At 62.3% G+C, this 25,745-nt stretch carries 26 protein-coding genes and 1 other RNA gene; 10 read left to right on the plus strand and 17 right to left on the minus strand.

The genetic code is table 11. The features are described from left to right. Positions 1-8: 8 nt before the first annotated feature. From ALIDE2_RS09870 to gyrA, 7 genes are all read right to left on the minus strand, one after another. On the minus strand, positions 9-311 hold the full coding sequence (locus ALIDE2_RS09870) for an integration host factor subunit beta (RefSeq protein ID WP_013518696.1): 303 nt from the start codon (positions 309-311) through the stop codon (positions 9-11). Positions 312-430: 119 nt separating this feature from the next. Then, entirely contained in the window at positions 431-2,161 is a 1,731-nt protein-coding gene (gene rpsA / locus ALIDE2_RS09875) for a 30S ribosomal protein S1 (protein WP_373279467.1), read from the minus strand. A 135-nt stretch (positions 2,162-2,296) separates the two neighbouring features. Beyond that, entirely contained in the window at positions 2,297-4,321 is a 2,025-nt protein-coding gene (locus tag ALIDE2_RS09880) for a bifunctional 3-phosphoshikimate 1-carboxyvinyltransferase/cytidylate kinase (protein ID WP_013722032.1), read from the minus strand. Beyond that, positions 4,321-5,205 carry a prephenate dehydrogenase gene (locus ALIDE2_RS09885; RefSeq protein WP_013518699.1) on the minus strand — a complete coding sequence of 295 codons (885 nt, stop codon included), beginning with the start codon at positions 5,203-5,205 and terminating at the stop codon, positions 4,321-4,323. The genes ALIDE2_RS09880 and ALIDE2_RS09885 overlap by 1 nt, the downstream gene beginning before the upstream one ends. Before the next feature lie 10 nt (positions 5,206-5,215). Beyond that, the gene (gene pheA, locus ALIDE2_RS09890) at positions 5,216-6,316 is read right to left on the minus strand and encodes a prephenate dehydratase (protein ID WP_013722033.1); all 1,101 of its coding nucleotides are present in this window, start codon (positions 6,314-6,316) and stop codon (positions 5,216-5,218) included. A 118-nt stretch (positions 6,317-6,434) separates the two neighbouring features. Beyond that, a complete protein-coding gene (gene serC, locus ALIDE2_RS09895; RefSeq protein ID WP_013722034.1) occupies positions 6,435-7,544 on the minus strand; it encodes a 3-phosphoserine/phosphohydroxythreonine transaminase in 1,110 nt (369 codons plus the stop codon). A gap of 66 nt (positions 7,545-7,610) precedes the next feature. After that, on the minus strand, positions 7,611-10,250 hold the full coding sequence (gyrA, locus tag ALIDE2_RS09900) for a DNA gyrase subunit A (RefSeq protein ID WP_180987922.1): 2,640 nt from the start codon (positions 10,248-10,250) through the stop codon (positions 7,611-7,613). 227 nt (positions 10,251-10,477) lie between these two features. On the opposite strand from gyrA, the gene ompA reads away from it, so the two are divergent. The 4 genes from ompA to ssrA all read left to right on the plus strand — a co-directional run bounded on the left by ompA (position 10,478) and on the right by ssrA (position 12,994). Continuing rightward, a complete protein-coding gene (gene ompA, locus ALIDE2_RS09905; RefSeq protein WP_013722035.1) occupies positions 10,478-11,137 on the plus strand; it encodes an outer membrane protein OmpA in 660 nt (219 codons plus the stop codon). Positions 11,138-11,216: 79 nt separating this feature from the next. Continuing rightward, a complete protein-coding gene (ubiG, locus tag ALIDE2_RS09910) occupies positions 11,217-11,930 on the plus strand; it encodes a bifunctional 2-polyprenyl-6-hydroxyphenol methylase/3-demethylubiquinol 3-O-methyltransferase UbiG (protein WP_013518704.1) in 714 nt (237 codons plus the stop codon). After that, positions 11,927-12,604 carry an HAD family hydrolase gene (locus ALIDE2_RS09915; protein ID WP_013518705.1) on the plus strand — a complete coding sequence of 226 codons (678 nt, stop codon included), beginning with the start codon at positions 11,927-11,929 and terminating at the stop codon, positions 12,602-12,604. Before ubiG ends, ALIDE2_RS09915 begins: the two co-directional genes overlap by 4 nt. Positions 12,605-12,616: 12 nt before the next feature. Then, positions 12,617-12,994, plus strand: a transfer-messenger RNA (tmRNA) gene (gene ssrA, locus ALIDE2_RS24355). 309 nt (positions 12,995-13,303) lie between these two features. On the opposite strand, the gene ALIDE2_RS24360 is transcribed toward ssrA, so the two are convergent. Genes ALIDE2_RS24360 through phnC form a run of 5 tightly spaced genes read right to left on the minus strand, consistent with a single transcriptional unit; the run spans position 13,304 to position 17,711 of the window. Continuing rightward, the gene (locus ALIDE2_RS24360; RefSeq protein WP_004629222.1) at positions 13,304-14,188 is read right to left on the minus strand and encodes a LysR family transcriptional regulator; all 885 of its coding nucleotides are present in this window, start codon (positions 14,186-14,188) and stop codon (positions 13,304-13,306) included. Further along, positions 14,185-15,195: a phosphonate dehydrogenase gene (locus ALIDE2_RS09920; protein ID WP_009238667.1), complete on the minus strand. Its 1,011-nt coding sequence runs from the start codon at positions 15,193-15,195 to the stop codon at positions 14,185-14,187. Before ALIDE2_RS09920 ends, ALIDE2_RS24360 begins: the two co-directional genes overlap by 4 nt. A 24-nt stretch (positions 15,196-15,219) precedes the next feature. Further along, positions 15,220-16,017, minus strand: coding sequence for a phosphonate ABC transporter, permease protein PhnE (gene phnE, locus ALIDE2_RS09925; RefSeq protein WP_009238668.1), 798 nt, complete (start codon positions 16,015-16,017; stop codon positions 15,220-15,222). A 12-nt stretch (positions 16,018-16,029) separates the two neighbouring features. Beyond that, positions 16,030-16,890, minus strand: coding sequence for a phosphate/phosphite/phosphonate ABC transporter substrate-binding protein (gene phnD, locus ALIDE2_RS09930; RefSeq protein WP_013722036.1), 861 nt, complete (start codon positions 16,888-16,890; stop codon positions 16,030-16,032). A 23-nt stretch (positions 16,891-16,913) separates the two neighbouring features. After that, positions 16,914-17,711: a phosphonate ABC transporter ATP-binding protein gene (gene phnC, locus ALIDE2_RS24365; protein WP_013722037.1), complete on the minus strand. Its 798-nt coding sequence runs from the start codon at positions 17,709-17,711 to the stop codon at positions 16,914-16,916. 253 nt (positions 17,712-17,964) lie between these two features. On the opposite strand from phnC, the gene ALIDE2_RS09935 reads away from it, so the two are divergent. After that, positions 17,965-18,684, plus strand: a complete 720-nt coding sequence (locus tag ALIDE2_RS09935) for an NYN domain-containing protein (protein WP_009238671.1) — start codon at positions 17,965-17,967, stop codon at positions 18,682-18,684. A 97-nt stretch (positions 18,685-18,781) separates the two neighbouring features. On the opposite strand, the gene ALIDE2_RS09940 is transcribed toward ALIDE2_RS09935, so the two are convergent. From ALIDE2_RS09940 to ALIDE2_RS09960, 5 genes are read right to left on the minus strand one after another with little or no spacing between them, the layout of a single operon-like run. Further along, positions 18,782-19,261 (minus strand): hypothetical protein, encoded by a 480-nt coding sequence (locus ALIDE2_RS09940; RefSeq protein WP_004629233.1) that lies wholly within the window; start codon positions 19,259-19,261, stop codon positions 18,782-18,784. Then, entirely contained in the window at positions 19,258-19,629 is a 372-nt protein-coding gene (locus ALIDE2_RS09945) for a hypothetical protein (protein WP_004629235.1), read from the minus strand. The genes ALIDE2_RS09940 and ALIDE2_RS09945 overlap by 4 nt, the downstream gene beginning before the upstream one ends. Next, positions 19,629-21,008, minus strand: a complete 1,380-nt coding sequence (locus ALIDE2_RS09950) for a recombinase family protein (RefSeq protein WP_009238672.1) — start codon at positions 21,006-21,008, stop codon at positions 19,629-19,631. Before ALIDE2_RS09950 ends, ALIDE2_RS09945 begins: the two co-directional genes overlap by 1 nt. Continuing rightward, entirely contained in the window at positions 21,005-21,454 is a 450-nt protein-coding gene (locus ALIDE2_RS09955) for a DUF2924 domain-containing protein (RefSeq protein WP_009238673.1), read from the minus strand. The genes ALIDE2_RS09950 and ALIDE2_RS09955 overlap by 4 nt, the downstream gene beginning before the upstream one ends. After that, a complete protein-coding gene (locus tag ALIDE2_RS09960) occupies positions 21,454-21,645 on the minus strand; it encodes a hypothetical protein (RefSeq protein ID WP_009238674.1) in 192 nt (63 codons plus the stop codon). The genes ALIDE2_RS09955 and ALIDE2_RS09960 overlap by 1 nt, the downstream gene beginning before the upstream one ends. A 180-nt stretch (positions 21,646-21,825) precedes the next feature. On the opposite strand from ALIDE2_RS09960, the gene ALIDE2_RS09965 reads away from it, so the two are divergent. The 5 genes from ALIDE2_RS09965 to ALIDE2_RS09985 all read left to right on the plus strand — a co-directional run bounded on the left by ALIDE2_RS09965 (position 21,826) and on the right by ALIDE2_RS09985 (position 25,735). After that, positions 21,826-22,104 carry a helix-turn-helix domain-containing protein gene (locus tag ALIDE2_RS09965; RefSeq protein WP_009238675.1) on the plus strand — a complete coding sequence of 93 codons (279 nt, stop codon included), beginning with the start codon at positions 21,826-21,828 and terminating at the stop codon, positions 22,102-22,104. Next, positions 22,105-22,917 (plus strand): hypothetical protein, encoded by an 813-nt coding sequence (locus ALIDE2_RS09970; protein WP_009238676.1) that lies wholly within the window; start codon positions 22,105-22,107, stop codon positions 22,915-22,917. Positions 22,918-23,017: 100 nt separating this feature from the next. Further along, entirely contained in the window at positions 23,018-24,442 is a 1,425-nt protein-coding gene (locus ALIDE2_RS09975) for a hypothetical protein (RefSeq protein WP_009238677.1), read from the plus strand. 11 nt (positions 24,443-24,453) lie between these two features. Continuing rightward, complete coding sequence (locus ALIDE2_RS09980) at positions 24,454-25,392, plus strand: hypothetical protein (RefSeq protein ID WP_009238678.1); 939 nt, start codon at positions 24,454-24,456, stop codon at positions 25,390-25,392. An 85-nt stretch (positions 25,393-25,477) separates the two neighbouring features. Beyond that, complete coding sequence (locus tag ALIDE2_RS09985) at positions 25,478-25,735, plus strand: helix-turn-helix transcriptional regulator (protein WP_009238679.1); 258 nt, start codon at positions 25,478-25,480, stop codon at positions 25,733-25,735. Positions 25,736-25,745: the final 10 nt, after the last annotated feature.

A 25,745-nucleotide genomic window follows, 5' to 3' on the forward strand; every position in this document is an offset into this window, starting at 1 on the left:
CTGATGCGTTATTGCGCCGCGGTTTTTGCGGATCGCTGGTCCACGGCTTCGCGTAGGGCCTTGCCGGGCTTGAAGTGCGGCACGCGTTTTTCGGGGATGTGCACGGCCTCGCCGCTGCGCGGGTTGCGGCCCATGCGGGGGGGGCGATGGCTGACCGAGAAACTGCCAAAGCCACGGATCTCGATGCGGTGCCCGCGCACCAGGGCGTCGCTCACGGCATCCAGGATGGTCTTGACGGCATATTCGGCATCGCGCTGCGTGAGCTGGCCAAAGCGTGCGGCCAGTTCTTCGACGAGGTCAGATCGGGTCATGGGTCAGCAACAAATATGCGGTGGGTGATGTGACGGCGGGCGCCCAGGGCGCCCGCCGTTGTGAGCCGCCACCCTGGGGGCAGCGGCAACCGGGTCGATGCCTTTGCAGGCCCCGGCGATTACTTGTCGGAGTTGTCCAGCTTGGCGCGCAGCAGGGCGCCCAGGCTGGTCGTACCGGCATTTTCCTTGGCGGACTGGGCCGACAGGTGGGCCATGGCTTCCTGCTGGTCGGCTTGGTCCTTGGCCTTGATCGACAGCTGGATGTTGCGGGTCTTGCGATCGACGTTGACCACCACGGCCGTGACCTCGTCGCCTTCCTTGAGCACGTTGCGGGCGTCTTCCACGCGGTCGCGGGAGATTTCCGAGGCGCGCAGGTAGCCCACGATGTCGTTGCCCAGGTCGATCTCGGCGCCGCGGGCGTCCACGGTCTTGACCTTGCCGGACACCGTCTGGCCCTTGTCGTTCACCGTCACGAAGGTGGTGAACGGGTCGCCGTCGAGCTGCTTGATGCCCAGGGAGATGCGCTCGCGGTCCACGTCCACGGCCAGCACGATGGCCTCGACTTCCTGGCCCTTCTTGTAGTTGCGCACGGCGGATTCGCCGGGCTCGTTCCAGGACAGGTCGGACAGGTGCACCAGGCCGTCGATGCCGGCAGCCAGGCCCACGAACACGCCGAAGTCGGTGATGGACTTGATGGGGCCCTTGACGCGGTCGCCGCGCTTGGTGTTCTGCGCGAATTCCTGCCAGGGGTTGGCGCGGCACTGCTTCATGCCCAGGCTGATGCGGCGCTTGTCTTCGTCGATCTCGAGAACCATGACCTCGACCTCGTCGCCCAGCGACACGAGCTTGTTGGGGGCCACGTTCTTGTTGGTCCAGTCCATTTCGGAGACGTGCACCAGGCCTTCGATGCCGGGCTCCAGCTCGACGAACGCGCCGTAGTCGGCGATGTTCGTGACCTTGCCGAACAGGCGCGTGCCCGAGGGGTAGCGGCGCGACACGCCCATCCAGGGGTCGTCGCCCATCTGCTTGAGGCCCAGCGAGACGCGGTTCTTCTCGGTGTCGAACTTGAGGATCTTGGCCGTGATCTCCTGGCCGGCCTGCACCACCTCGGACGGGTGGCGCACGCGGCGCCAGGCCATGTCGGTGATGTGCAGCAGGCCGTCGATGCCGCCCAGGTCCACGAACGCACCGTATTCGGTGATGTTCTTGACCACGCCGTTGACGATGGCGCCTTCCTTGAGCGTTTCCATGAGCTTGGCGCGCTCTTCGCCCATCGAGGCCTCGACCACGGCGCGGCGGCTCAGCACCACGTTGTTGCGCTTGCGGTCGAGCTTGATGACCTTGAACTCCATCGTCTTGTTTTCGTACGGAGTCAGGTCCTTAACGGGACGGGTGTCGATCAGCGAGCCGGGCAGGAAGGCGCGGATGCCGTTGACGAGCACGGTGAGGCCGCCCTTGACCTTGCCGCTGGTGGTGCCGGTGACGAACTCGCCGGACTCCAGGGCCTTCTCCAGCGACAGCCAGGAGGCCAGGCGCTTGGCGGTGTCGCGCGAGAGGATGGTGTCGCCGTAGCCGTTCTCGATGGAGCCGATGGCCACGGACACGAAGTCGCCCACCTGGACTTCGATCTCGCCCTGGTCGTTCTTGAATTCGTCGATCGGCACGTAGGCTTCGGACTTCAGGCCAGCGTTCACGACGACGAAGTTGTGCTCAACGCGCACGACTTCGGCGGTGATGACCTCGCCCGGGCGCATTTCGGTGCGCTGCAGCGATTCTTCAAACAGGGCGGCAAAAGATTCAGACATGTATTTCCTTGCCCGCAAACAGGTTTCCAGCAGCACCATTGCCACCGTTTCTAAGACTGCCTGCGGAGGGGGTGCGGTTTGAGGCCGCGGTTCGGGTTGCAACAACCGCAAGGCCGGTGCGCTGTCGGGGCGCGGAGGGAGCCTTGCGGGGCCTGTACCGGCCCTTCGGTCAATTTCTGGTCAGAAGGGCTGGCGTGCCTGCCACCAGTCGAGCACCTGCGCCACGGCTTGTTCCACCGTGAGCGCCGAGCTCTCGAGCAGCAGGGCGTCCTGCGCCGGCTTGAGCGGTGCGACGGCGCGGGACTGGTCCCGTGCATCGCGCGCTTCGAGCTGAGCGCGAAGGTCGAAGATATTAGCGGAAATTCCCTTGGAAATCAATTGTTTATGGCGCCGCTCGGCGCGGCATTCGACGCTGGCCGTCAGGAACACCTTGAGCGGCGCGGCGGGGAAGATCACCGTGCCCATGTCGCGCCCGTCGGCCACCAGGCCCGGCAGGCGGCGAAAGCCGTGCTGCAGCGCGACCAGGGCCATGCGCACGGCGGGCAGGGCGGAGACGCGTGAGGCGTTCATGCCCGCTTCCTCGGTGCGGATGGCCTCGGTGACGTCGTCCTGGCCCAGCCAGATGCGCTCGCCCTCGAAGCGCACGGGCAGGCCGCGCGCTAGATCGGCGATGCGCTGCTCGCCGGCCTGGTCGATGGCGATGCCGGCGCGCGTGGCGGCCAGCGCCGTGATGCGGTAGAGCGCCCCCGAGTCCAGGAAGTGGTAGCCCAGTTGTCGAGCCACGCTTGCTGCCACCGTGCCCTTGCCCGAGGCCGTGGGGCCGTCGATGCAGATGACCGGGATGAGGGCTGTGTCGGCCCGGGCGACCAAGAACAGCGCCTCGAAGTAGTCGGGGAAGGTCTTGGCCACGCACTTGGGGTCTTCGATGCGCACGGGCAGGCCGGCGGGGTTGAAGGCCGCCAGCGAGAAGCACATGGCCACGCGGTGGTCGTCGTAGGTGTGGATGCTGGCGCTCTTCCAGTCGGCCGGGCGGGCGGGAGGCGTGATGCGCAGGTAGTCCGCGCCTTCCTCCACGCTGGCGCCGAGCTTGGCGAGCTCGCAGGCCATGGCGGCCAGGCGGTCGGTCTCCTTGACGCGCCAGCTGGCGATGTTGCGCAGCGTCGTCGTGCCCTGGGCGTACAGCGCCATCACGGCCAGCGTCATAGCCGCATCGGGGATGTGGTTGCAGTCGAGGTCTATGGCCCGCAGGGGCCAGCTGCCGCGCTCGATCTGCAGCCAGTTGGGGCCGCCGGTGATCTGCGCGCCCATGGCGCGCGCGGCTTCCACGAAGCGGATGTCGCCCTGGATGGAGTCCTGCCCCACGCCCAGTATTTTTATGCCTTTTTGGCCTTTAGGGCTTTCTGCTATTGCGCCAAGAGCTATGAAATAGCTAGCGGAAGAGGCGTCGGCCTCCACGTGGATCTGGCCGGGCGAGCGATAGCGGCTGCCGGCGGGGATGGTGAAGCGCTGCCACTCCTCGTGGCGCACGGCGATGCCGAAACGCGCGAGCAGCTCCAGCGTGATGTGGATGTAGGGCCTGGAGATCAGCTCGCCCACCACCTCGATCACCACGTCCTGCTCTTTGGCGACCAGCGGCAGCGCCATCAGCAGCGCGGTGAGGAACTGGCTGGACACGTCGCCGCGCACGCGGATCGGCTCGTGCAGCCGCAGCGCGGGCAGGCCGGCGGCGTGCCGGATGGACAGGGGCGGGTAGCCCTCGTTGCCAAGAAAGTCGATGCGGCAGCCGAGCTGGCGCAGCGCGTCGACGAGGTCGCCGATGGGGCGCTCGTGCATGCGCGGCACGCCCGACAGCTCGAACTCGCCGCCCAGTAGCGCCAGCGCCGCGGTCAGGGGACGCATGGCCGTGCCCGCGTTGCCCATGAACAATTTGGTGGGCGAGCGCGGCAGAGTTCCATCCGGGCCGCCCAGGCCGGTGATGCGCACCCGGCCGCCGCCGGCCTCATCCACCGTGCAGCCGATGGCGCGCAGCGCGTCGAGCATCACGCGCGTGTCGTCCGAGGAGAGCAGGTCGTGCACCTCGGTCGTGCCCTGGCTCAGGGCGGCCAGCAGCAGCACGCGGTTGGAGATGCTCTTGGAGCCCGGCAACTGCACGGTGCCGCCGGCGCTGGCGAGGGGGGGCAGGTCGAGGAAGGCGGTGCTGAACATCAGGCGTCCTTGTGGCCGCGCTGCGCGCCCATGCGCCAGTGGGCGCGGGTGTGGCTGGCCAGGGTGATGAGGTCTTCCAGGGGCTGGTCGCTGTCGGCCTGCATGGCGTCCTCCAGCCCTTGCAGCGCCTGCTTGAACAGGCGCGACTGGGCCAGCACCTCGTCGCGGTTGGCGCGCAAGATGTCGCGCCACATCTTCGGGTCGCTGGCGGCGATGCGCGTGAAGTCGCGAAAGCCCGGGCCGGCCAGCGCCAGCAGTTCGTTGGCGTTGGGCTGGGCGTTGATGCTCGAGAGCATGGCGAACGCCAGCATGTGGGGCAGGTGGCTCACGGCGGCGAAGGCGGCGTCGTGCGACTCGGGCGACATGCTGCTCACGCGGGCGCCGAGCTGCGTCCACAGATCCTCGGCTCGGCGCAGCTGGGCCGTGAGCGTGCGCTCGGTGGGCGTGAGGATGACCTGGCGGCCGTGGTACAGGCCGGCATCGGCATGCTCCACGCCCGAGACCTCGCGCCCCGTGATCGGGTGCGCGGGCACGAAGCTGCCGAGCTGGCCCTGCAGCGCGCTGCGCGCGGCCTTCACCACGTCGGCCTTGGTGGAGCCTACGTCCATCACCAGCATCTGCGGCGTGACCAGGTGTTTGATGGCCTTGAGCGTGGCCTCGGTGGCGGCCACGGGCACGGCCAGCAGCACGATGTCGGCGCCGGCGGCGGCCAGCAGGGCCGAGGGCGCCTCCACGTCGATCACGCCGAGCTGGCGCGCCCGCTCGGTGGTCGAGGGTGACTTGCTGTAGCCCACCACGCGCTGCACCAGGCCGGCCTTCTTCATGGCCAGCGCGAACGAGCCTCCCATGAGGCCGCAGCCGATCAGGCCGAGTTGTTCAAACATGGCCCGCTCCTCACGCAGCGACGGGGTAGGTGCCGAGCAGCTTGTAGAAGGCACACAGCTGCTGCAGCTCGGCCAGCGCGGCGGCCACGTTGGCCTCTGCGGGGTGGCCTTCGAGGTCGATGTAGAAGTAGTACTCCCACTGGCCGGTGCGCGCGGGGCGCGACTCGAAGCGGGTCATGGACACGCCGTGTTTTTTCAGCGGCACCAGCAGGTCGTGCACCGCGCCGGGGCGGTTGGGCACGGAGATGATGAGGCTGGTGCAGTCGCGGCCCGTGGGCGCGGGCGTGGCCAGCGTGTGCGGCAGGCAGATGATGGCGAAGCGCGTGCGGTTGTAGGCGTCGTCCTGGATGGCGTGTGCCACCACGTGCAGGCCGTACTGCTGGGCCGCGCGCTCGCTCGATATGCCGGCCCAGGCCGGGTTGGTGGCGGCCAGGCGCGCGCCCTCGGCGTTGCTCGACACCGGGCGGCGCTCGGCATGCGGCAGGTGCTTGGCGAGCCACGCGTGGCACTGCGCCAGTGCCTGCGGGTGGGCCAGCACGGCCTCGATGCCCTCGGCCGAGTTGACGCTGCGCAGCAGGTTGTGGCGGATCAGCAGGCTCACCTCGCCGACCACGTGGCAGGGCGTGTGCAGGAACATGTCGAGCGAGCGCGTGACCACGCCCTCGTTCGAATTCTCGACGCCCACCACGCCGTACTGCGCGCTGCCCGCGGCCGTGGCGTGGAACACCTCGTCGAAGCTGTTGCAGTACATCAGGTCGGCCGCGCCGCCGAAGTACTCGATGGCCGCCTGCTCGCAGAACGTGCCCTCGGGGCCCAGCACGGCCACGCGCTGGGGCGATTCGAGCGCCAGGCACGCGGACATGATCTCGCGCCAGATGGCGGCCACGTGCGCGTTCTTGAGCGGGCCGGGGTTGGCCCCCTGGATCTTCTCGATCACCTGCGCCACGCGGTCGGGGCGGAAGAAGGGCGTGCCCTCGCGCTTCTTGAGCTCGCCCACCTGCTCGGCCACGCGGGCGCGCTGGTTGACGAGCTGGAGCAGCTGGTGGTCCAGCGAGTCGATCTGCACGCGCAGATCGGCCAGCGCGGGGCTGGCCTGCGGGGTGGTGCTCATTGGTTTGTCTGCCATGGTTTTGATAGCTGCTGGCGCTTGTCCCTGTGGGTTTTCAGCATGAAACCTATTTGAAAGCCTTGAATATCAAGCGCTGCCAGCTCGTTTTTTATGAGTGGATTCAGGTGGCGGCGCGCTCGAAGTCGCGCATGTAGTCCACCAGCGCCTGCACGCCCGCGAGCGGCATGGCGTTGTAGAGGCTGGCGCGCATGCCGCCCACGGACTTGTGGCCCTTGAGCTGCAGCAGGCCGCGTTCCTTGGCACCGGCCAGGAACGCCTCGTTGCGCGATTCGTCGCGCAGGAAGAAGGGCACGTTCATGCGCGAGCGGCAGTTGGCCGCCACCTTGTTTACGTAGAACTGCGAGCCGTCGATGTAGTCGTAGAACAGCTTCGCCTTGGCGATGTTGCGCCGCTCCATCGCGGCCACGCCCGTGGCGTCGCCCTCGCGCTGGCGCTTGAGCCACTGGAACGTGAGGCCCGCCATGTAGATGCCCCAGGTGGGCGGCGTGTTGTACATGGACTGGTTGTCGGCCACGATCTTGTAATCGAAGGCGCTCGGGCAGATGGGCAGCGCGTGGCCCAGCAGGTCCTCGCGCACCACGACCAGCGTCAGGCCCGCGGGGCCGATGTTCTTCTGCGCGCCGCCGAAGGCCAGGCCCACGCGGCTCCAGTCCACGGGGCGCGAGGCGACGTGCGACGAGAAATCGACCACCAGCGGCGCGTCGCAGCCCAGCGCGCGCAGGTCGGGCAGTTCCTGGAACTCTATGCCGTGGATGGTCTCGTTGCTGCAGACGTGCACGTAGCTCGCGCCGCGCGAGAGCTGCCACGTGGCCGGGTCGGGCAGGGTGGTGAAGCCGCCTTCCTCGCTCGATGCGGCGGTGCGCACCTCGGCGGCGTACTTCTGCGCCTCCTTGCGCGACTTCTGGCTCCACGAGCCCGTGACCACGAAGTCCACCGTGGCCGCGCGCGAGAGGTTCAGCGGCACGATGGCGTTCTCGGCGATGCCGCCGCCCTGCATGAACAGGATCCTGAACCCGGGCGGAATGGCGAGCAGCTCGCGCAGGTCGGCCTCGGCCTGCTCGTAGATGGCGATGAACTCCTTGCCGCGGTGGCTCATCTCCATCACGCCCATGCCGCTGCCGTGCCAGTCGAGCATCTCGGCGGCAGCCTGCTGCAGCACTTCTTCAGGGATGGCGGCCGGGCCGGCCGAGAAGTTGTAGGGGCGGTTCATGGTGTTTCAGTCAAATATGCCTCCAGCGCTTTTGCGGAAAGCGCTGGCAGCTATTGTTTTCGATAGTCAATGCGGGTCGTCCGCGGCAGGAGCCGTGTCCGCGCCATCGGCCTCGGCGGTATTGGCGTCGTTCTCCACGATGCGCTGCAGGCCACTGAGCTTGGCGCCCTCGTCCAGCGAGATCAGCGTCACGCCCTGCGTGGCGCGGCCGAGCTCGCGGATCTCCGACACGCGCGTGCGCACCAGCACGCCGGTGTCGGTGATCAGCATGATCTCGTCGTCGGCGTGCACCAGCGTGGCGGCCACGACGCGGCCGTTGCGCTCGCTCTGCTGGATGGCGATCATGCCCTTGGTGCCGCGGCCGTGGCGCGTGTACTCGGTGATGCTGGTGCGCTTACCGTAGCCGTTCTCGGTGGCGGTGAGCACGCTCTGGTTCTCGTCCTCGGCGACCAGCATGGCGATCACGCTCTGGCCGTCCTCGAGCTGCATGCCCTTGACGCCGCGCGCGTTGCGGCCCATGGGGCGCACGTCGTTCTCGTCGAAGCGCACGGCCTTGCCGCTGTCGGAAAAGAGCATCACGTCGTGCTCGCCGTCGGTCAGCGCCGCGCCGATGAGGTAGTCGCCCTCGTCCAGGCCCACGGCGATGATGCCGGCCTTGCGCGGGTTGGAGAATTCGTCGAGCGCCGTCTTCTTCACCGTGCCCATGCTGGTCGCCATGAACACGTAGCGGTCGGCGGGGAAGCTGCGCATCTCGCCCGTGAGGGGCAGCACCACGTTGATCTTCTCGCCCTCCTGCAGGGGGAACATGTTGACGATGGGCCGCCCGCGCGAATTGCGCGAACCAGCGGGCACTTCCCAGACCTTGAGCCAGTACAACCGGCCGCGGTTGGAGAAGCACAGGATGTAGTCGTGCGTGTTGGCGATGAAGAGCTGGTCGATCCAGTCGTCTTCCTTGGTCGCCGTGGCCTGTTTGCCGCGCCCGCCGCGCTTCTGCGCGCGGTATTCGGAAAGGGGCTGGCTCTTGATGTAGCCCGTGTGGCTCAGCGTCACCACCATGTCGGTGGGCGTGATCAGGTCCTCGGTCGAGAGATCCTGCGCGCTGTGCTCGATGGTGGAGCGGCGCGCGCCCAGCCTGGTCTGGCCGAACTCCTGGCGCAGGGCGGAGAGCTCCTCGCCGATGATCGTCGAGACGCGCGCGGGCTTGGCCAGGATGTCCAGCAGGTTCTCGATGACCGCCATGACGTCCTTGTACTCAGCCACGATCTTGTCCTGCTCCAGGCCCGTGAGGCGCTGCAGGCGCATCTGCAGTATCTCCTGCGCCTGCGTGTCCGACAGGCGGTACAGGCCGCTTTCCTGCATGCCGAATTCGCGCTCCAGTCCCTCGGGGCGGTAGTCGTCGGCGTTCACCACGCCGCCGTCCTCGCGCGTGCGCGTCAGCATCTCGCGTACCAGCTGGCTGTCCCACGAGCGCGCCATCAGCTCGGCCTTGGCCACGGGCGGCGTGGGCGACTCGCGGATGATGCGGATGAACTCGTCGATGTTCGCCAGCGCCACGGCCAGGCCCTCGAGCACGTGGCCGCGCTCGCGCGCCTTGCGCAGCTCGAACACCGTGCGCCGCGTCACCACCTCGCGGCGGTGCTGCAGGAAGACCTCGATCAGCTCCTTGAGGTTGCACAGCTTGGGCTGGCCGTCCACCAGCGCCACCATGTTCATGCCGAAGGTGTCCTGCAGCTGCGTCTGCTTGTACAGGTTGTTGAGCACCACCTCGGGCACTTCGCCGCGCTTGAGCTCGATCACCAGGCGCATGCCGGACTTGTCCGACTCGTCCTGGATGTGGCTGATGCCTTCGAGCTTCTTCTCGTGCACCAGCTCGGCCATGCGCTCCTGCAGCGTCTTCTTGTTGACCTGGTAGGGCAGCTCATCGACGATGATCGCCTGACGCTGGCCGCGGTCGATGTCCTCGAAGTGCACCTTGGCGCGCATCACCACCTTGCCGCGCCCGGTGCGGTAGCCGTCCTTCACGCCTTGGATGCCGTAGATGATGCCGGCCGTGGGGAAATCCGGCGCGGGGATGATCTCCATCAACTCGTCGATCGACGATTCGGGGTTGCGCAGCAAATGCAAGCAAGCGTCCACCACCTCGTTGAGGTTGTGTGGCGGAATATTCGTCGCCATGCCCACGGCAATGCCTGCGGAGCCGTTCACCAGCAGGTTGGGCAGGCGGCTCGGCAGCACCAGCGGCTCCTTCTCGCTGCCGTCGTAGTTGGGGCCGAAATCGACGGTCTCCTTGTCGATGTCGGCCAGCATCTCGTGCGCGATCTTCGCCAGGCGGATCTCGGTGTAGCGCATGGCCGCCGCGTTGTCGCCATCGACCGAGCCGAAGTTGCCCTGGCCGTCCACCAGCATGTGGCGCAGCGAGAAGTCCTGCGCCATGCGCACGATGGTGTCGTACACCGCGCTGTCGCCGTGCGGGTGGTATTTACCGATCACATCACCCACGATGCGAGCGGACTTCTTGTAAGGCCGGTTCCAGTCGTTGTTGAGCTCGTGCATGGCATACAGCACGCGCCTGTGCACCGGCTTCAGACCATCGCGGGCATCGGGCAGGGCGCGGCCCACGATCACACTCATGGCGTAATCCAGGTAGCTGCGCCGCATCTCCTCTTCTAGGCTGATGGGCAGGGTTTCTTTGGCGAACTGGGTCATGACGACGGCGGTGGAGACGGCGGGAAACAACCATTTTAGGTGCAAGACCATGTCGCGGCTGAGCAACACATCCCGGGGATTGCGCTTTTGTCCTACTGTTGATGCTCCGTCAAAGACGCCTTTGCGTTGTTACGTATGGCACAATCATTTCAACGTTTTTGGTGATGGTCACTGACGACGTCCCCGATTCGCAGCACGGCTGCGGCTTTTTCCCCAAGAGGAGAACCATGAAGAAACTGAACAAATTGGCGATGTTGTTGGCCTCTGCCGTGATTGCAACCTCGGCTGGCGCCCAAGTAAAGGCGGCAGACGGCGGTAAGGTCATCGACAACTGGCAAAACGGTTCCGGTGAACTGGTCTGGAAGAACGGCACGAACGAACTGTGCTGGCGCGATGCCAACTGGACACCCGCCACCGCCGCAGAAGGCTGCGATGGCGCCCTGGTGAAGGCCGCCGCGGCACCCGCACCCGCACCCGCACCCGCCCCTGTGGCCGCTCCTCCCGCAGCACCCAAGCCCGCTCCTGCCGTCGCTAGCAAGGTCACCTACGCTGCCGACGCGTTCTTCGACTTCGACAAATCCGTGCTGAAGCCCGAAGGCAAGGCCAAGCTGGACGACCTGGTCTCCAAGGTCAAGGGCATCAACCTCGAAGTGATCATCGCCGTGGGCCACACCGACTCCATCGGTACTGACGCCTACAACCAGAAGCTGTCGGTGCGTCGCGCCGAGGCCGTGAAGGCCTACTTGGTGTCCAAGGGCATCGAGAAGAACCGCGTGTACACCGAAGGCAAGGGCGAGAAGCAGCCCATCGCCGACAACAAGACCAAGGAAGGCCGCGCCAAGAACCGCCGCGTGGAAATCGAAGTGGTCGGTACCCGCACCAACTGATCCTCGATCGGTCAATCAAAAAGCCCCGGCAACGGGGCTTTTTTTATGGCTGAAGCATCTCCAGTGGGACAATGAGCGCATGAATGAGTTCGTCAATGCCGACCCGGCAGAATTGGCCAAATTTTCAGAGCTGGCGCATCGCTGGTGGGATCCCGATAGCGAATTTCGTCCCCTGCACCAAATCAATCCATTGCGGCTCGAATGGATCAATCAACTGTCCCCGCTTGAGGGGCAGAAAGCCCTCGACGTAGGATGTGGCGGAGGGATCCTGTCGGACTCCATGGCCCGCAAAGGGGCCGAGGTGACGGGCATAGACTTGGCGAGCAAGGCATTGCGCGTGGCGCGCCTGCATGCCTTGGAGGCACAGACTCCGCGTGTCCAATACCGTGAAATCAGCGTTGAGGAATTGGCGCAGGAATCGCCTGGGTCATTCGATACCGTCACCTGCATGGAAATGCTCGAGCACGTGCCCGACCCCCAGTCCGTGGTCACGGCCTGTGCCCATCTCGTCAAGCCTGGCGGCTGGGTATTCTTCTCCACCATCAATCGCAATGCCAAGGCATTTGCACTGGCGATCGTCGGGGCCGAATACCTGCTGAAAATGCTGCCGCAGGGCACGCACGAATATGCGAAATTCATTCGACCCAGCGAACTGGCAGGGGCATGCCGCAATGCCGGCCTCGACGTGCTGCAGGTGCGCGGCATGCAGTACAACCCACTTACGGGGCGCTACTGGCTGAGCGGGGACACCAGCGTGAACTATATGTTTGCCGCGCGCCGCCTGTCCACATGAAGACGAACCCGTTTCGCGCTGCGCGCGCGGTCCTGTTCGATCTGGATGGGACCCTCATCGACAGCGCCCCCGACCTTGGAGCCGCCGCCGACAGGCTTCGCACCGACCGGGGCCTGCAGCCGCTGCCTCTGCAGGCCTACCGCCCCATGGCTGGCGCAGGCGCCCGCGGGATGCTGGAAGTGGCTTTCGGGATCGCCCCCGACCATCCGGACTTCCCTGGCCTGAAGGATGAGTTCCTGGCCAACTACGAACGCTGCATCCACGACCGGACCAGTGTGTTCGATGGCGTACCGGAACTGGTGGATGCGCTGACACAGCGCTCGCTGAAATGGGGCGTCGTGACCAACAAGGTGACGCGCTTCACCTCGCTCATCGCGCAGCGCGTGGCGCTGTTCGACAGCGCCGGCGTCATCGTCAGCGGAGACAGCACGCCGTACTCGAAACCCCATCCCGCGCCGTTGCTGGAGGCGGTGTTCCGGCTGGGCCTGGCGGCGCACGAGTGCATCTACGTGGGCGACGACGCGCGGGACATCGTGGCCGGCCGCGCAGCCGGCATGAGCACCGTGGCCGCGCTCTACGGCTACCTGGGCTCCGGTGCGCTACCTCAGCAGTGGGGTGCTGACGCGATGATAGAAACCCCCATGGACCTCTTGAATTTGCTGGGATTGGACTAAAATGCATACCAAGGGGCTGTCCCGGTTTCGACGTGGGTTCGGAATTGGTGCGGTGCATGTCGAGCTTGAGTGACGCTCGTAAATCTCCATTCACCAAAGTAACTGCAAACGACGAACGTTTCGCACTCGCCGCTTAAATCCGGTGAGCCTTGCAACAGCATGTTGGTGGGCTGGGCAAGGGGGTAGCAATACCTCCCGGCTGCAAGGGAATTTTTACCAGCTGGCCTCCTGCCGGGTACCTTGGCATGGGGCGAGATCCAAGGGTACTGGCTGCCTGTATAGCGTGCGCCTGCGCGATACCGGTGGCGAGACTCAAAACAGAGCGCTAAGCATGTAGATCTGTCCAAGGAAGGCTTGCGGACGCGGGTTCAATTCCCGCCAGCTCCACCACTATTTGAAAAACCAACCGTTCTCGGTTGGTTTTTTTTCGTCTGTTCCCCCCAGTGTTGGCGTGGTTTCCAGGCCTGGTCTCACGAGCGCCACCTCTGCAAAGGCGGCCTTTCCGCCCCCGCCGACGCATCTCTGTTCTCCGTTTTCTCTGGTGGCCACGCGAGCGTTCTCGAGGTCATTTCCTTTGCTGGCGCGGGTTTAGATGCGGTCGGTTGTAGTCGGCAACTCCTGTAGGGGTGGCGACTGAGGGTGACGATATGCACCGCTACGCGGTAGGCTACTCCCGGCCAGAAGCAGGCATTCGTTTTGCTATTTATATTCTATTGAGCCTAAATCCGGAGAATGGAGAATCAAATCTGCAAGGCTTGCCACCGGACCGCTTAACGAAGTTTCTGAGCGATGTACGAGATAAAGATCTTTGTAAACATCTTCTTCAATCGGAATTGCATGTAACCATCCGCTTGCCTGTTCATGCTTGACCGCGCTTTCCATCACAAGCGAGATTCCTAGCCCTGCGTGGACCGCGTGTTTGACCGCCTCGGTGCTACCTAACTGCATACCCACTGTGAACTCTGCCGAGTCGGCACCGGCATATTGTTGTAGTAGGCGCCCAGTTCCGGTAGCCGCTTCGCCTCCAAGCAAGTTCTGGGATTTTAACCACTTAAGTGGAATGGTCGACTCGGCAGCCCAAGGATGGCCGGGGCGAACAATGACAACCATCCTCTCGCGCCGCCATACTGTTGAGACGAACCCAGGACGTGAGTCCCACCACTCCATTACCGCTACATCCACTTCAAGCGTTTCCAGCAAAGCGGCAATCTCGATATTTTTGCCGATCCTCACATCGATCTTGTTTGCTAATTTATCTTGGAGCGCCTTGATATAGGGTTGTAAAAGATAAATGCCGATATTGGAGCTTGCACCAACGACCAGGCTTTTATTGTGGAGGGCTGCCGTAGCCTTATGGCTAGTACGGAGCAATTGTTCCGCATAGGGGAAAAAAATCTTTCCCTCCAATGTCAGGCTTTGCGGCATTGTTGCGCGGTCAATCAGCCGGGCCTGCAAAGACTGCTCCAGCCGCTTGATATGCTGCGTTACTGTTGGCTGGGACAATCCAGTTTGCTTCGCCGCTTCGCGAAAGCCCCCGCATTTGACGACGGCAATGAACGTCGCCACACGCTCCAGATCTATCACGCCGCCTTTACTCCCGGATACGGCTGATTAATCGCGCCCATCGGTTTTTCACCAGCGAGTGCCTGGATGATGTTCATCGCTGCCTGCCGCTCGATTTCAAGCCGAACTTCCTTGACCGCCGATCCCAAATGCGGCGTAAAAAACGTTTGTGCCGTATTGTCGAGCAGCGCCTTGGGGATAGCCTGCGGGCGATCAGCGCGTATCCATTCTTCCATCTCGAAGACATCGGCTGCATATCCAGCTAGTTTTCCAGACGCCAGTGCTGCTATCACCGCATTCTCATCCACGACCGAGCCGCGACATGCATTGATCAGGTAGCTACCGGTTTTCATCTTGGCCAACGCGGTGGCATCGATCAGATGCAGTGTCTCTGCGGCCATCGGAACCATCGGCACGACATAATCACATTTTTCGAGCAGTTCATCGAGCGTGACGCGCTGTACGTGCCAAGCCTTTTCTTGTTCGGCATTGAGCGGAATCGGATCGCAATACAAGAGATTCATTTCAAAGCCAGCCAAGCGCTGGGCGATTGCACGGCCGACCGCCCCCATACCAATGATGCCAAGCGTTTTTCCTGTCAAACCAGAGCCATATAGTGTCGGCCGCCAGCCTTGGAAGTGTCCGCTACGGATTTGCCTATCGCCTTCCAGCATATGCCTTGTCAAACCGAGAAGAAGGCCGATAGTCAGTTCAGCGGTCGGGATCGTAAGCAAATCCGGCACAATCGTAAGCCATACACCGTGGCGTGTGCAGGCGTTGACATCGAAGTTATCATAGCCTTTAAGCGCGGCGCCGATGACACGCAGCTTTGGACATTCCTCGAGAAACGCGCTGTCGATGCTGTCCGGCATGAAAGCCATGAGTGCATCCGCATCTTTGGCTCGCGCAATTACCTCAGAACGCGGCAAGGTTTCCCGTGTGGTGTTGGGGATAACATCGGCGCTAGCGGACAACAATTCGATGATTTCCGGGTGCACCCAGTGGGTGAGGACGACTTTGGGCTTCATAAAAACCTTTGTAAGCTTTGGGAGTTATTTGAACTTGCGACGCAGGAAGGAGCTGAAGGCGTCGACGAGGGTAACCATGCCTAAAATAACCAGCAAAATAGCCGAGACATCCTGGTATTGCATGATGCGCAGAGAGCCCATCAGCTCGAACCCGATTCCACCGGCGCCGACCATGCCCATCACGGTCGAAGCACGGAAGTTGTATTCCCATCGATAGATCGCGGTATCGGCCATTTGCGGAAGCACTTGGGGAAAGATCCCATGAAAAATCACCTGCAATGGCGTGCAGCCCGCTGCATGCGCGGCTTCTACCGGTGCCGGATCGGCATGTTCGATCGATTCCGAAAAAAATTTGGCGATCATGCCAACCGAATGTAAGCCTAGGGCTAAAACACCCGGCAATGCGCCGAAGCCAACGGCTGCCACGAACAGGATGCCCATGATCAGTTCGGGTATCGATCGCAAAGCGTTTAACAGGCCGCGTGTGGCTTGATACACGAGTGGATGAGGGCTAGTATTCCGCGCGGCGAGCACTCCTAAGGGAATGGATAGCAATACCGCGATTGCCGTGCCGGCGATACTCATGGCCAAGGTATCCAGTACAGGTTTGACCCAGGTGCCAGCCTGCGAGAAGTTCGGTGGGAACATCTCGCCGGCAATTTTTACCAGGCTTGGCATGCCATCCTTCAATCGCTCGGCATCAAATAGGCCGACGTAATACCAGCAACCGATCACAATCGCCAGCACAACGGCAAACTGCAGTATCGTGCGGTTCCATACGCGCTGGCGCTCGGCCAGAATCAAACCAAAATCAGCTTGCATGCTGTCGCTCACTTAGAACTTCGACAGATCGAGCTTGAGCAGTGTGCCAAGGCTGCGCACCACGTCATAGTCTTTGTCGCTGATCGGGCCGAAACCATCGGCTTTGAAAGGTTTCAGGACTTCCGGATCTTTGAGATTCAAGAAGGCTGCACGGATCTTTTCCTTCAGTTCCGGCTTCAGATTGCTGCGCATGGTCCACGGGTATTGCGGATATGGCTTCGATTCGGCAAGAACTTTTACTTTGTTGGGATCGACCAGTCCGCGCTGAACCAGGGATTCAAAAATCGGCTTACTCAAGCCGCCAGCCTGCGCGTGACCGTTTTGCACGGCCATGGCCACCGCGTCATGCGCACCGGCAAAGTGTTCGCGATAGTTTTCGCCGGCTTTCAAACCGTTTTCCGCCAATATCGACTTCGGAATCAAATGGCTGGAGGTGGATGCCTTATCACCGTAAGCGACATTCTTGTTGACGATATCACTGATTTTGGCGATGCCGGCGCCAGTATTGGCGATCAATACGGACTGGTAGGTAGTGCCACCCTTTTGCTTCATCGCTGCGAATGGCTCGATGTCGCTCTTTTGCTTAGCCAGCACATACGACAAGGGGCCAAAATATGCCATGTCGATACGGCCGTGACGCATGGCTTCGATCATTGACGAGTAATCAGTGGTAACCACCAGCTCAATTTTCTTTCCCAGCTCTTTTTCCAGATAGATTTCGAGCGGCTTGTTGTATTTAATTACGGTCGATGCGTTTTCGTCCGGCAGCAGCGCAACTTTGAGCGTTTCTGGATCGGGATTGGATGATGCATGGCCAATGCTGCAGACGGCGGCAAGCAAGACAGACATTAATGCGGATGCGAGTTTTTTCATAATCAATCCTTTACGGTAGCAAGTTACATGGGAAATGAAGTATCGATAAGCCGTTCCTCTCGAGCGTCTTGTGGAACGCTCAAAGAAGAACGGGGTACTTGTTCATACAGCGTGTCGTAACTGGCTTGATCCAAAGTCTGCGGGGCGGCATCAAAAATGACTCGGCCATGGGACAGGCCAATAATACGGTCGGCATAACGTTGAGCGAGGTCTACCTGATGCAGGCTGACGACCGCCGAAATCCCGTCCTCTTTACAAATGCGGTGCAGCAGACTTAGCACTCGCTCTGCAGTAGCAGGATCGAGGCTGGCTACCGGTTCATCAGCCAACACCAGTTTAGGTTGCTGAGCCAGAGCCCGGGCAATACCGATGCGTTGCTGCTGGCCGCCGCTCAATGCGTCGACACGGCTTAAGGCTTTGTGCAATAAGCCGACTCGGTCCAGACTTTGCAGGCATATGGATTGATCCTTCGCCGGGAGGGGGAATAGACTGCGTAATGCCGTGTGGTAGCCCATTCGGCCCATCGAAACGTTTTGCAAAGCCGTCAGTCGGCCAATCAATTGATGCTGTTGAAACACCATGCCAGTCTGTCGGCGATGCATGCGCAATGCACGCGAGTTCGCCAAATTTCCTAAGCCGGCGACAATGGTGGCGCCGCGCTGCGACGCATGCAGCGAATTAATACAGCGAAGTAGCGTGGATTTTCCAGCGCCGGAAGATCCGAGCAATACGGTGAACTGTCCCTGATGGAGTTTGAGAGTGGTGGGATACAGTGCAATCGCATCACCATAACTGACTGAGACATTCTGTAGTTCGATCATGACACCTCCGGCAGATTTGAATTCGTAATCAAAAATGATGAATTGATTACGAATCTGAATTGCAGCGATGGTAATGTCGTGATATGACACCCTGATGACATCGTTGATGTCATTTTTGTGACATGGTCGCGGGTGCCTGTGAGGGAAATAAGTTGTGCTATCTATGCCAAATATAGACGTCTGCTATCGGCCACGACCGGTCGTTTGCTTACGACAGCTATCGGGTAGGCTGTCGGAAGGAGAAAACAAGACAATGGCACAAGACGCACTTCGGCTCGCTGTACTCATCGACGCGGACAACGCCAGCGCAGCGGTTATCAAGGAGCTGCTGGAGGAGGTCGCGAAGTACGGGGTCGCGACTGTGAAGCGCTCCTACGGTGACTGGACTACGCAAAACCTGGTGGGTTGGAAGGATCACCTCCACCGCCATGCAATCCAACCGATGCAGCAGTTCGCCTACACCAAGGGCAAGAACAGCACGGACAGCGCCTGCATCATCGACGCCATGGACTTGTTGTACGGAGGCAATGTAGATGGCTTCTGTCTCGTCAGCAGCGACAGCGATTTCACTCGACTTGCCACTCGCCTACGGGAGGCCGGCAAGGTCGTTTATGGGTTCGGGGAACGCAAGACTCCAGACGCTTTCATCGCGGCTTGCGACAAGTTCGTCTTCGTTGAGGTGTTGAAACAACCTGCCACAGGCGTAGACCCTGGGTTACCCGTACAGGTGAAAGACGTTCCGCCCCTTCACGGTCTGCTGTCGCACGCAGTGAAAGAGACACAGCGTGACACGGGCTGGTCGTCGCTCTCAGCCGTAGGCTCCTTCATCAGCAAAAACCACGCATCATTTGATCCGCGGAACTACGGCTTCAGCAAGCTCAGCGACCTGGTGCGCAAGCAACACCACTACCTGGAAGTCAAGGAGACCACAGATGCTGCAGGCTTCAATCACTTGCACATCAAGCTGAAGTAGTCCCATTTGGATGACCCAGCCTCCTCATGCGCGCGTGAGTGCTTCCGGGAGGTCAAATCACGCAACTCGCTGGCGGCATTGGGTCGAAAGTGTTAGTTCAACTTTGGACAGTATCGTGCAGTACTAGTTTCTGGGCAGCCCAGCCGTTGGGCAAGGGGCGGCGCATCACCTTCTCCAGCACGGCATCGGGCGAGCCCACCAGCCGTTCCACGACCTCCGGGGCCAGGAGCGTCAGCCGCATGACCCGGCGCACCTGCGTCACGTCCATGCCTTCGGCCTCGGCGATCTCGGCTACTGATGCCGCCCGCTGCTCATCCAGAAGGCGTTGCCAGTGGTGCGCCAGTCCGAGCGCCCGCATCAACGCGGTGTCCTGCGCGGCCGACCGGGCTTCCCGCTCCCGGGTGGCCTCGGACAGGAATTCCTGTGGAGCGTCCAGGGGCGTGATGACCTGCTTCTTCAGCCCCCGCTTCACCAGCGTCCAGGGCACGAAGGTTTCCAGTTGCACGCCGCCTGCTGGACTCGGCAGTTGATAGGTGACCGGATCACCCTTGAACCGGCCCCGGTGCTTCTTGCTCATGCGTCCTCCTCAAAGCGCTTCACGATCTGGCGTTGCGCCTCCCAATCCACCGGCAGCGGGTTGCGCTGGAACCAGATCAGGTTCATCCGGCGAGGCTGCCGCCCGGCCATCAGCAGTTCGAGGATGTCGGGCGCGAGCAGGCTCAGGCGCATCAGTTCGTTGGTGACCGATGGGTGTAAGCCTTCGGCCCGGGCGATCTCCGAGCCACTCTTCATCTCGCCGGTGTCCACGAGGTGCTGCCAGTAGAAACCGCGTGCCACCCCCTCCAGCAACGTCACATCGTGAACATGGCGGTCGTCGGCGGCCACGCGCCGCGCGCCCCGGCGGCGGAATGTCAGTGGCACGAAGGTTTCCAGTGTGTCGTTCATCAGGCTTCGACCTCCACCAGTTCCGCGCCGATGCCCCTTGGGGCGAACTCGCCGATCAGGGCGTCCCAGCCCAGTTCCCGCCACTTCACCTTGATGCCCTGAACCTCGCCGATGTGGACGAGGTCGATGCGCTCGATCATCAGGTTGGCGATGCGGTGGCGCTCGACCGGGAACAGTTGATCCCACACGTCGTTGAGCCGTCCCATCGCCATCACCGTGGTGGCTTCATCGACTTGTCCGCCATTGCGCTGGATATGACGCACCACCGATGCGATGGATTCCGGGCTGGTCAGCACGGTGCGGATCTGGGCCACCACCGCCGCCTCAATCTCCGGCGCGGGCAGGCGCTCGTAGCTCTTGCCCGGCGCTCCGAATCGGCTTTCCGACTTGGATACGTAGTAGTGGTACTTGCGCCCGTTCTTGCGCGAGTAGGTCGGGTACATCCGTTCGCCCGACGGGGCATACAGCAGGCCGCGCAGCAAAGCGTCGGTGCGCGAACGGATCTTGGTTTCCACCGACCGGGCGTGCCCATCCCTGGCCAGCACCGCGTGAACCTTGTCCCAAAGTTCCAGTTCGATGATCGGCGGGTGCGCGCCGGGGTACCAGTTCCCCTTGTGCGACAACTCCCCCAGGTAGATGCGGTTGCGCAGCAGCTTGTGCAGGTACTTCTTGTCAATGCGCGTGCCGCTGCGGGTCTGGCCCTCCTGCGTCGTCCAGGCCTTGGTTGTGATGCCGTCGGCTGTCAGATTGACGGCGATCTGGGTTGGAGAACCAATGGTCAGCATCTCCTCGAAGATGCGACGCACCACTGTCGCCTCGGCCTCGTTGATGATCAACAGGCGGTTGTCGACGTCGTAACCCAGGGGCGGGACGCCACCCATCCACATCCCCTTGCGCTTGGCGGCGGCGATCTTGTCGCGGATGCGCTCGCCGGTGACCTCGCGCTCAAACTGGGCGAAGGACAGCAGGACGTTGAGCATCAACCGACCCATCGAAGTGGTGGTGTTGAACTGCTGGGTGACCGACACAAAGGACACCCCGTGGCGTTCGAACACTTCGACCATCTTGGAGAAATCGGCCAAGCTGCGCGTCAGGCGGTCGATCTTGTAGACCACCACGATGTCGATCTGGCCGCGCTCGATATCCGCCATCAGGCGTTTCAGCCCGGGCCGTTCCGTGTTGCCTCCGGAGAAGCCGGGGTCATCGTAGTCGTCGGCCACCGGAATCCAACCCTCGGATCGCTGGCTGGCAACGTAGGCGTGGCCCGCCTCCTTCTGCGCGTCGATGGAGTTGAACTCCTGGTCAAGCCGTTCATCCGAGGACACCCGGCAGTAGACGGCGCAGCGCTTGCGGGCCTTGGTGCTGGCAATCTCGCTCATCGCGCACCTCCCTTGCTCAGGCCAAAGAACAGCGGCCCCGACCAGTGCGCGCCCGTGATGTGGCGGGCCACCGCCGTCAGGCTCTTGAAGTTGCGCCCCTGGTACTCAAACAGCCCCTCGGCGGTGACTGTCACCCGATGTTCGCGCTCGCCCCATTCGCGCAGCAGGATCGTGCCCGGCGCGAAATCGAACTCGCGCGGCTTGGCCCGCAACTTGATCTTGGAGTGTTTCGCGCCGATGGCTTCCAGACGCTGCTTGGTCTCGGGCGCAAGGCCACCGAAGGCTTCCTCCTGCAGCTTGTAGGCGAGACGGGACTCGACGTGCGTGCGGTTGGGGTAGTCCGGGCGGCGCGGGAAATACCGATCCCACACCGTCCAGAGCTCGGACATCGGCAGGCAGGCCAGTTCCGCGATCCGTGCCGCGACGGATGCTTGTTTCTCGTTCATCACAACTTCTCCTCTTGATAGGGGGTTGTATGAACGCGCTGGTCGGGCAGGAAGCCAAGGCCAACTGCTCTCTGTTTTGGCTCATCCGCGACGAGGGTCCGGACGATGGCGGCCGCAAGGATGGCGGCGATTTCGCCAGCACGGGCGCTGGCGCTCATCTCCGAGGGAGATGCGAGTTCGAGGTTCTTCATGACGGCTCCGAGGAATTGCAACCGTCAGGGATAGTGAGCCTGATCTTCCGAAGCGGATGGCAACGCAGGGTAATCGTGCCCGCCAGCCATGAATCCATTGCGCGTTAACGAAACAGTTGACAGGGTGCCTCTTGGCCTCTACCATCTGCCGTTAACTAATCACGCAATCAGGTCACAACCATGCCCTTTGGAGCATTCATCCGCAAGAAGCGCGAAGAGAAAGGCATTCAGATGAATGACTTTGCGCGCCAGCTGGAGATATCACCCGCCTACTGGTCGCGCATCGAGCGCGACATGGAAAAACCGCCCAAGGACGAGCTGATCCGTAAGGCGGCCGAGATCCTTGGTATCAGCGCCGACGACGCTTTCGTCGAGGCCAGTCGTCTGCCGCCCGACATCCGCGATGATGTTGGCAGCCTGGTTCGGATGTACCGCCGGAACGTGACGGAGAAGAAGTGAATGGCGGTACTGACTCTCGACTACCGTTGCTGCGACCGGAAGCGCCCCCTGTACATCAAGCATATTGAGGTCGAACGCATCGCCGCGACCGCGCGCCAGCAACTGGTCGCGGACAGCATCGATGCCGTTTCTTTCGACGCGCTGCGGCAGATCTCCGGCATGAAGATCAACGGCATTGACTTCGCGCTGGAGGTCAGCACCGACTACGCCGTGCATGACGAGCAAGGCAACCACGTCTTCGGCGTCTGTGAATTCGACCCCGCTATGCCCGACGCTGCGATGGTGTCCATCTCGCCCGTGGGTGAGAGTCTCAGCGAACTGCTGGCCCTCAGCACCTTGGCCCACGAGCTGGGCCACGCCGTGTTCGACGCCCCCGGCTGGGTTGTTCAGGGCAGTAAGGGCCCCGGATTGTTCGATGACATCGAACCGACGATGCAACGCGCCTACCGCACCACGACGCCGGACAGCGACCATCTGTCCAAGTCACTATCTGCGAAGCCAGCGACGGAAGAACACTTCGCCGAACTGCGCGCCAACGAGTTCATGGGCTCCTTGCTGGTGCCTCGCCAACGCATCATCGCCGCCGTCGAAGAGCTTGCGCTCCAGCACGACATCACCATCCATCGCCATCCTTCAACCGATCCCGACCACCCCGGCACGGCCCTGCGCATCAAGGCGAACGGCGACCTGGGAGTCTTGGAGATGGATCGCTTCGAGAAAGCCTTGGCGACGCGCTTCGGTGTCAATCCACGGTTCATCCAAGTACGTCTGAACCGATATGGCCTGACCACTCAGGAGGCCACGATGCGCTGACCAGGATCTACCGCCTGTGGAGCCGACCTCGCGTCGGCGTTTTTTGAATCATCGGATTAACCGTTCGCGCAATCGCGCACTTTGTCAAAGGAACTTGCCTATGCCAGCTGACCAAGCCTCAACAACAAAGAAAAGCACCAAGTTGGCGACGAGCCAGCCTGCAGCAAAACGTGCGCGTGAGCATCGATCCGATGAGGGCGCAAACATCCTGCCGAACGCAGAGAACTTCGTCAGCCTCGTGCGCAAGGTCGCGCGCCCCGGGCTGCTGGTGGATCTGCTCGAACGCGCCAGCGCGACGGCACTGCCGGAGTTGAAGGCATTGGCAGAAGCGGCCAAGGGCAAGTTGCCAGTCGAGTCGCGTCAGGCGTTCTTTCATGCGGTCGGCAAATTGGCAGGAACCGCTCAGTACAGCATCGAGTGTGCCGCTGAGCGAGTGATGCTCCTTGACGATGACTACGGGGCCCAGGCGGTCTTGTCCCTGCTTAACGAAGAGCGTGCCGACGATGCTGCCGTGCTGGCTGCGCCCAGCGACCGCTACAGCCGCGCCTTGTATCTGCACCTCTTGCAGGACTTTCCGGCGCAAGGCGCCCGCCGCGACGAACGCTTCGATCAGGCTGAGCATCTGCAAGTGATGCATCGTCAGTGGAAAAGCGACCACTACTCCAGCCACTACCTGGGCCCCAAGGGCGTCGTGCCGAAGACTGGGGTCGACGTTCAAGAGGTGTTGCGCACACGCATTGCCGAACTGTTCCCGAAGGTGCCGAAGGATCAAATCCTGATCGAGCAATTCACGCGCCGCGATCTGTCATGCGAACAGGGTGATGACGATGATTGCGAAGCCGGTCAGTCGGCGCTGTTGCACACGCTGACGGCGACCTTCAATGGCAAGACGGCCACGTTCCAGCAAGTGGCGAACGGGCATGTCGTCGACCACGAGGAACCCGCTGCGATGTCGGCCCGCTTCTCGTGGGAGCCGGAGACTGGCTCGCTCAGCGTGTTCTGTGAAGAACGGGAGGCGCGCCGCGAGCTGGCCACCGTCTTCCGTGATGTCGCGCTGGCGCATGAAGGCCAGATCGAGGACATGCCCATGCGGCAGTTCGACCTGCTCGGCTTTGCGACCTCCAAGATGCTCGACCGCCTCAAACGTGACCGGGTCGCAGGCATCGACGATATCTCGATCCTGCAGATCACGGTGGCCAAGCCGTTCGAGCAGACCTCAGAGTACGGCGGACGTGATGTGGTGCGGCAACTCTCCAGCAAGATGCAAATCACCCGCGACCGGCGCGACGGCCGCAACATCTATCAGGTTGCTTATGAGGATTACTGCGCCGAAGACCTGAGCCAGTACGCGCTCGTGCAGGTGAAGTTGGTCATGAGGATGTCCAAGACGCCGCACCGCAAGGCGCACAACGTCGCGGTCCAGATCACCGCACCGAACGGGCTGAACGACAAGAGCAGGACGGACGATGACCGCAAGCGCGTGCAGGAACAGCTCATCAAGATCGGCGTGCTGAGCCAGTTCTGAGGAGGACGCCGATGACGTCGCCGTATTTGAGCTTCTTCCTCGCGCTAGACAACCTTCCACGGCTCGATGCATCAGTGCTGGCTGACAGGCTCGGGCGCGACTACCAGCAGTTTCTTCAGAGGCGCTGGGTCGTGCCCGCAGGCCATCTCACCCATGTGATGGTGCCGTTTCTCGATTCTGAACAGGAAGTCGAAATCGATGTCGATGAGGACGCCGGTCGCTACAGCTACTGCAGTCCGCTGAACGGCAGAACCATCGTCCAACCGCTGGCGGGGATTGCCCTCTATTCCATCCAGATGGATTGCTGGCTCGCAGATCTGGCGGCGCTGATCGGCATTGAGGAGCGGCGACGCTCTAGCCAGATCTGCCGGACACCGAATCACCTGTGGCACCTCGGTGAGCAGCGAATCGTTGGCACGCACGATTTCGCACCTGTGTTCGTTGCCCGAGCATGGTCACGCGCGCCGCAGGACAAGATCACCGCAGTCCTTGCCGACACCGTGTGGCCGCGTGGTGGCGTTGTTCTGTGCCCAAGGCGAACCAATGCCTCGCTGCCACGTGACCACACGCTGCGCGGCTTCGATGAGTTCGTCCGCTTGACCGATGGCGCAGATGCGTTCGACACCGATGCCTTTGATCGTGTCCTGCGAGGCTACGCAACCAACGTGGGTGAGCCGGAACCGGTGCAGTTCTTCAATGGCAAGCGGCTCAAGCTCCCGCACATGGCGTCGTCCATCGAACTCACTGAAGCGCGCGCCAAGATCATCAAGCTGATGTGGGGGACCGAAGGAAGTGCCCCGCCCGTGATGTCGTGGAAAGAGGTGAATGGTTCCGTCACCGTCAACACCGGCTTCCAATCCTTCGACGATGCCTTCGGCGACAAAGTAGCGCGTGAGGAGGTGATTGAGCTGGTTTCGCGCGGGAAATACCGGGTGAGGCGCAACACATAAACGCACCCATAAATCGAACCAGACACGGCCCATAAACCCGTGCGGAGACTGCGATGTGCCCATTTCATACAGGAGGCACATCGAAATGCAAACTCACTTCACCAACGCAACATCTGGCCTGATCCCGGCCAAACCCGGTGCGCCACAGCGCATCGCCCTTGACGAAAACGAGCTGGCCATCCGCTGGGGGCTTTCCGTCAAGACCCTGCGCCGCTGGCGGCAGGAACAACTCGGCCCGGTTTTCTGCAAGCTCGGTGCCCGCGTCACCTACCTGATCTCCGAGGTCGAAGCCTTCGAGCGTCGCGTTTCGCGGCACTCGACCTTCACTCGTGCATACCAGTGAGGAGAGCGGC

The sequence above is a fragment of the Alicycliphilus denitrificans K601 genome (assembly GCF_000204645.1).
Lineage (GTDB): Bacteria > Pseudomonadota > Gammaproteobacteria > Burkholderiales > Burkholderiaceae_C > Alicycliphilus > Alicycliphilus denitrificans.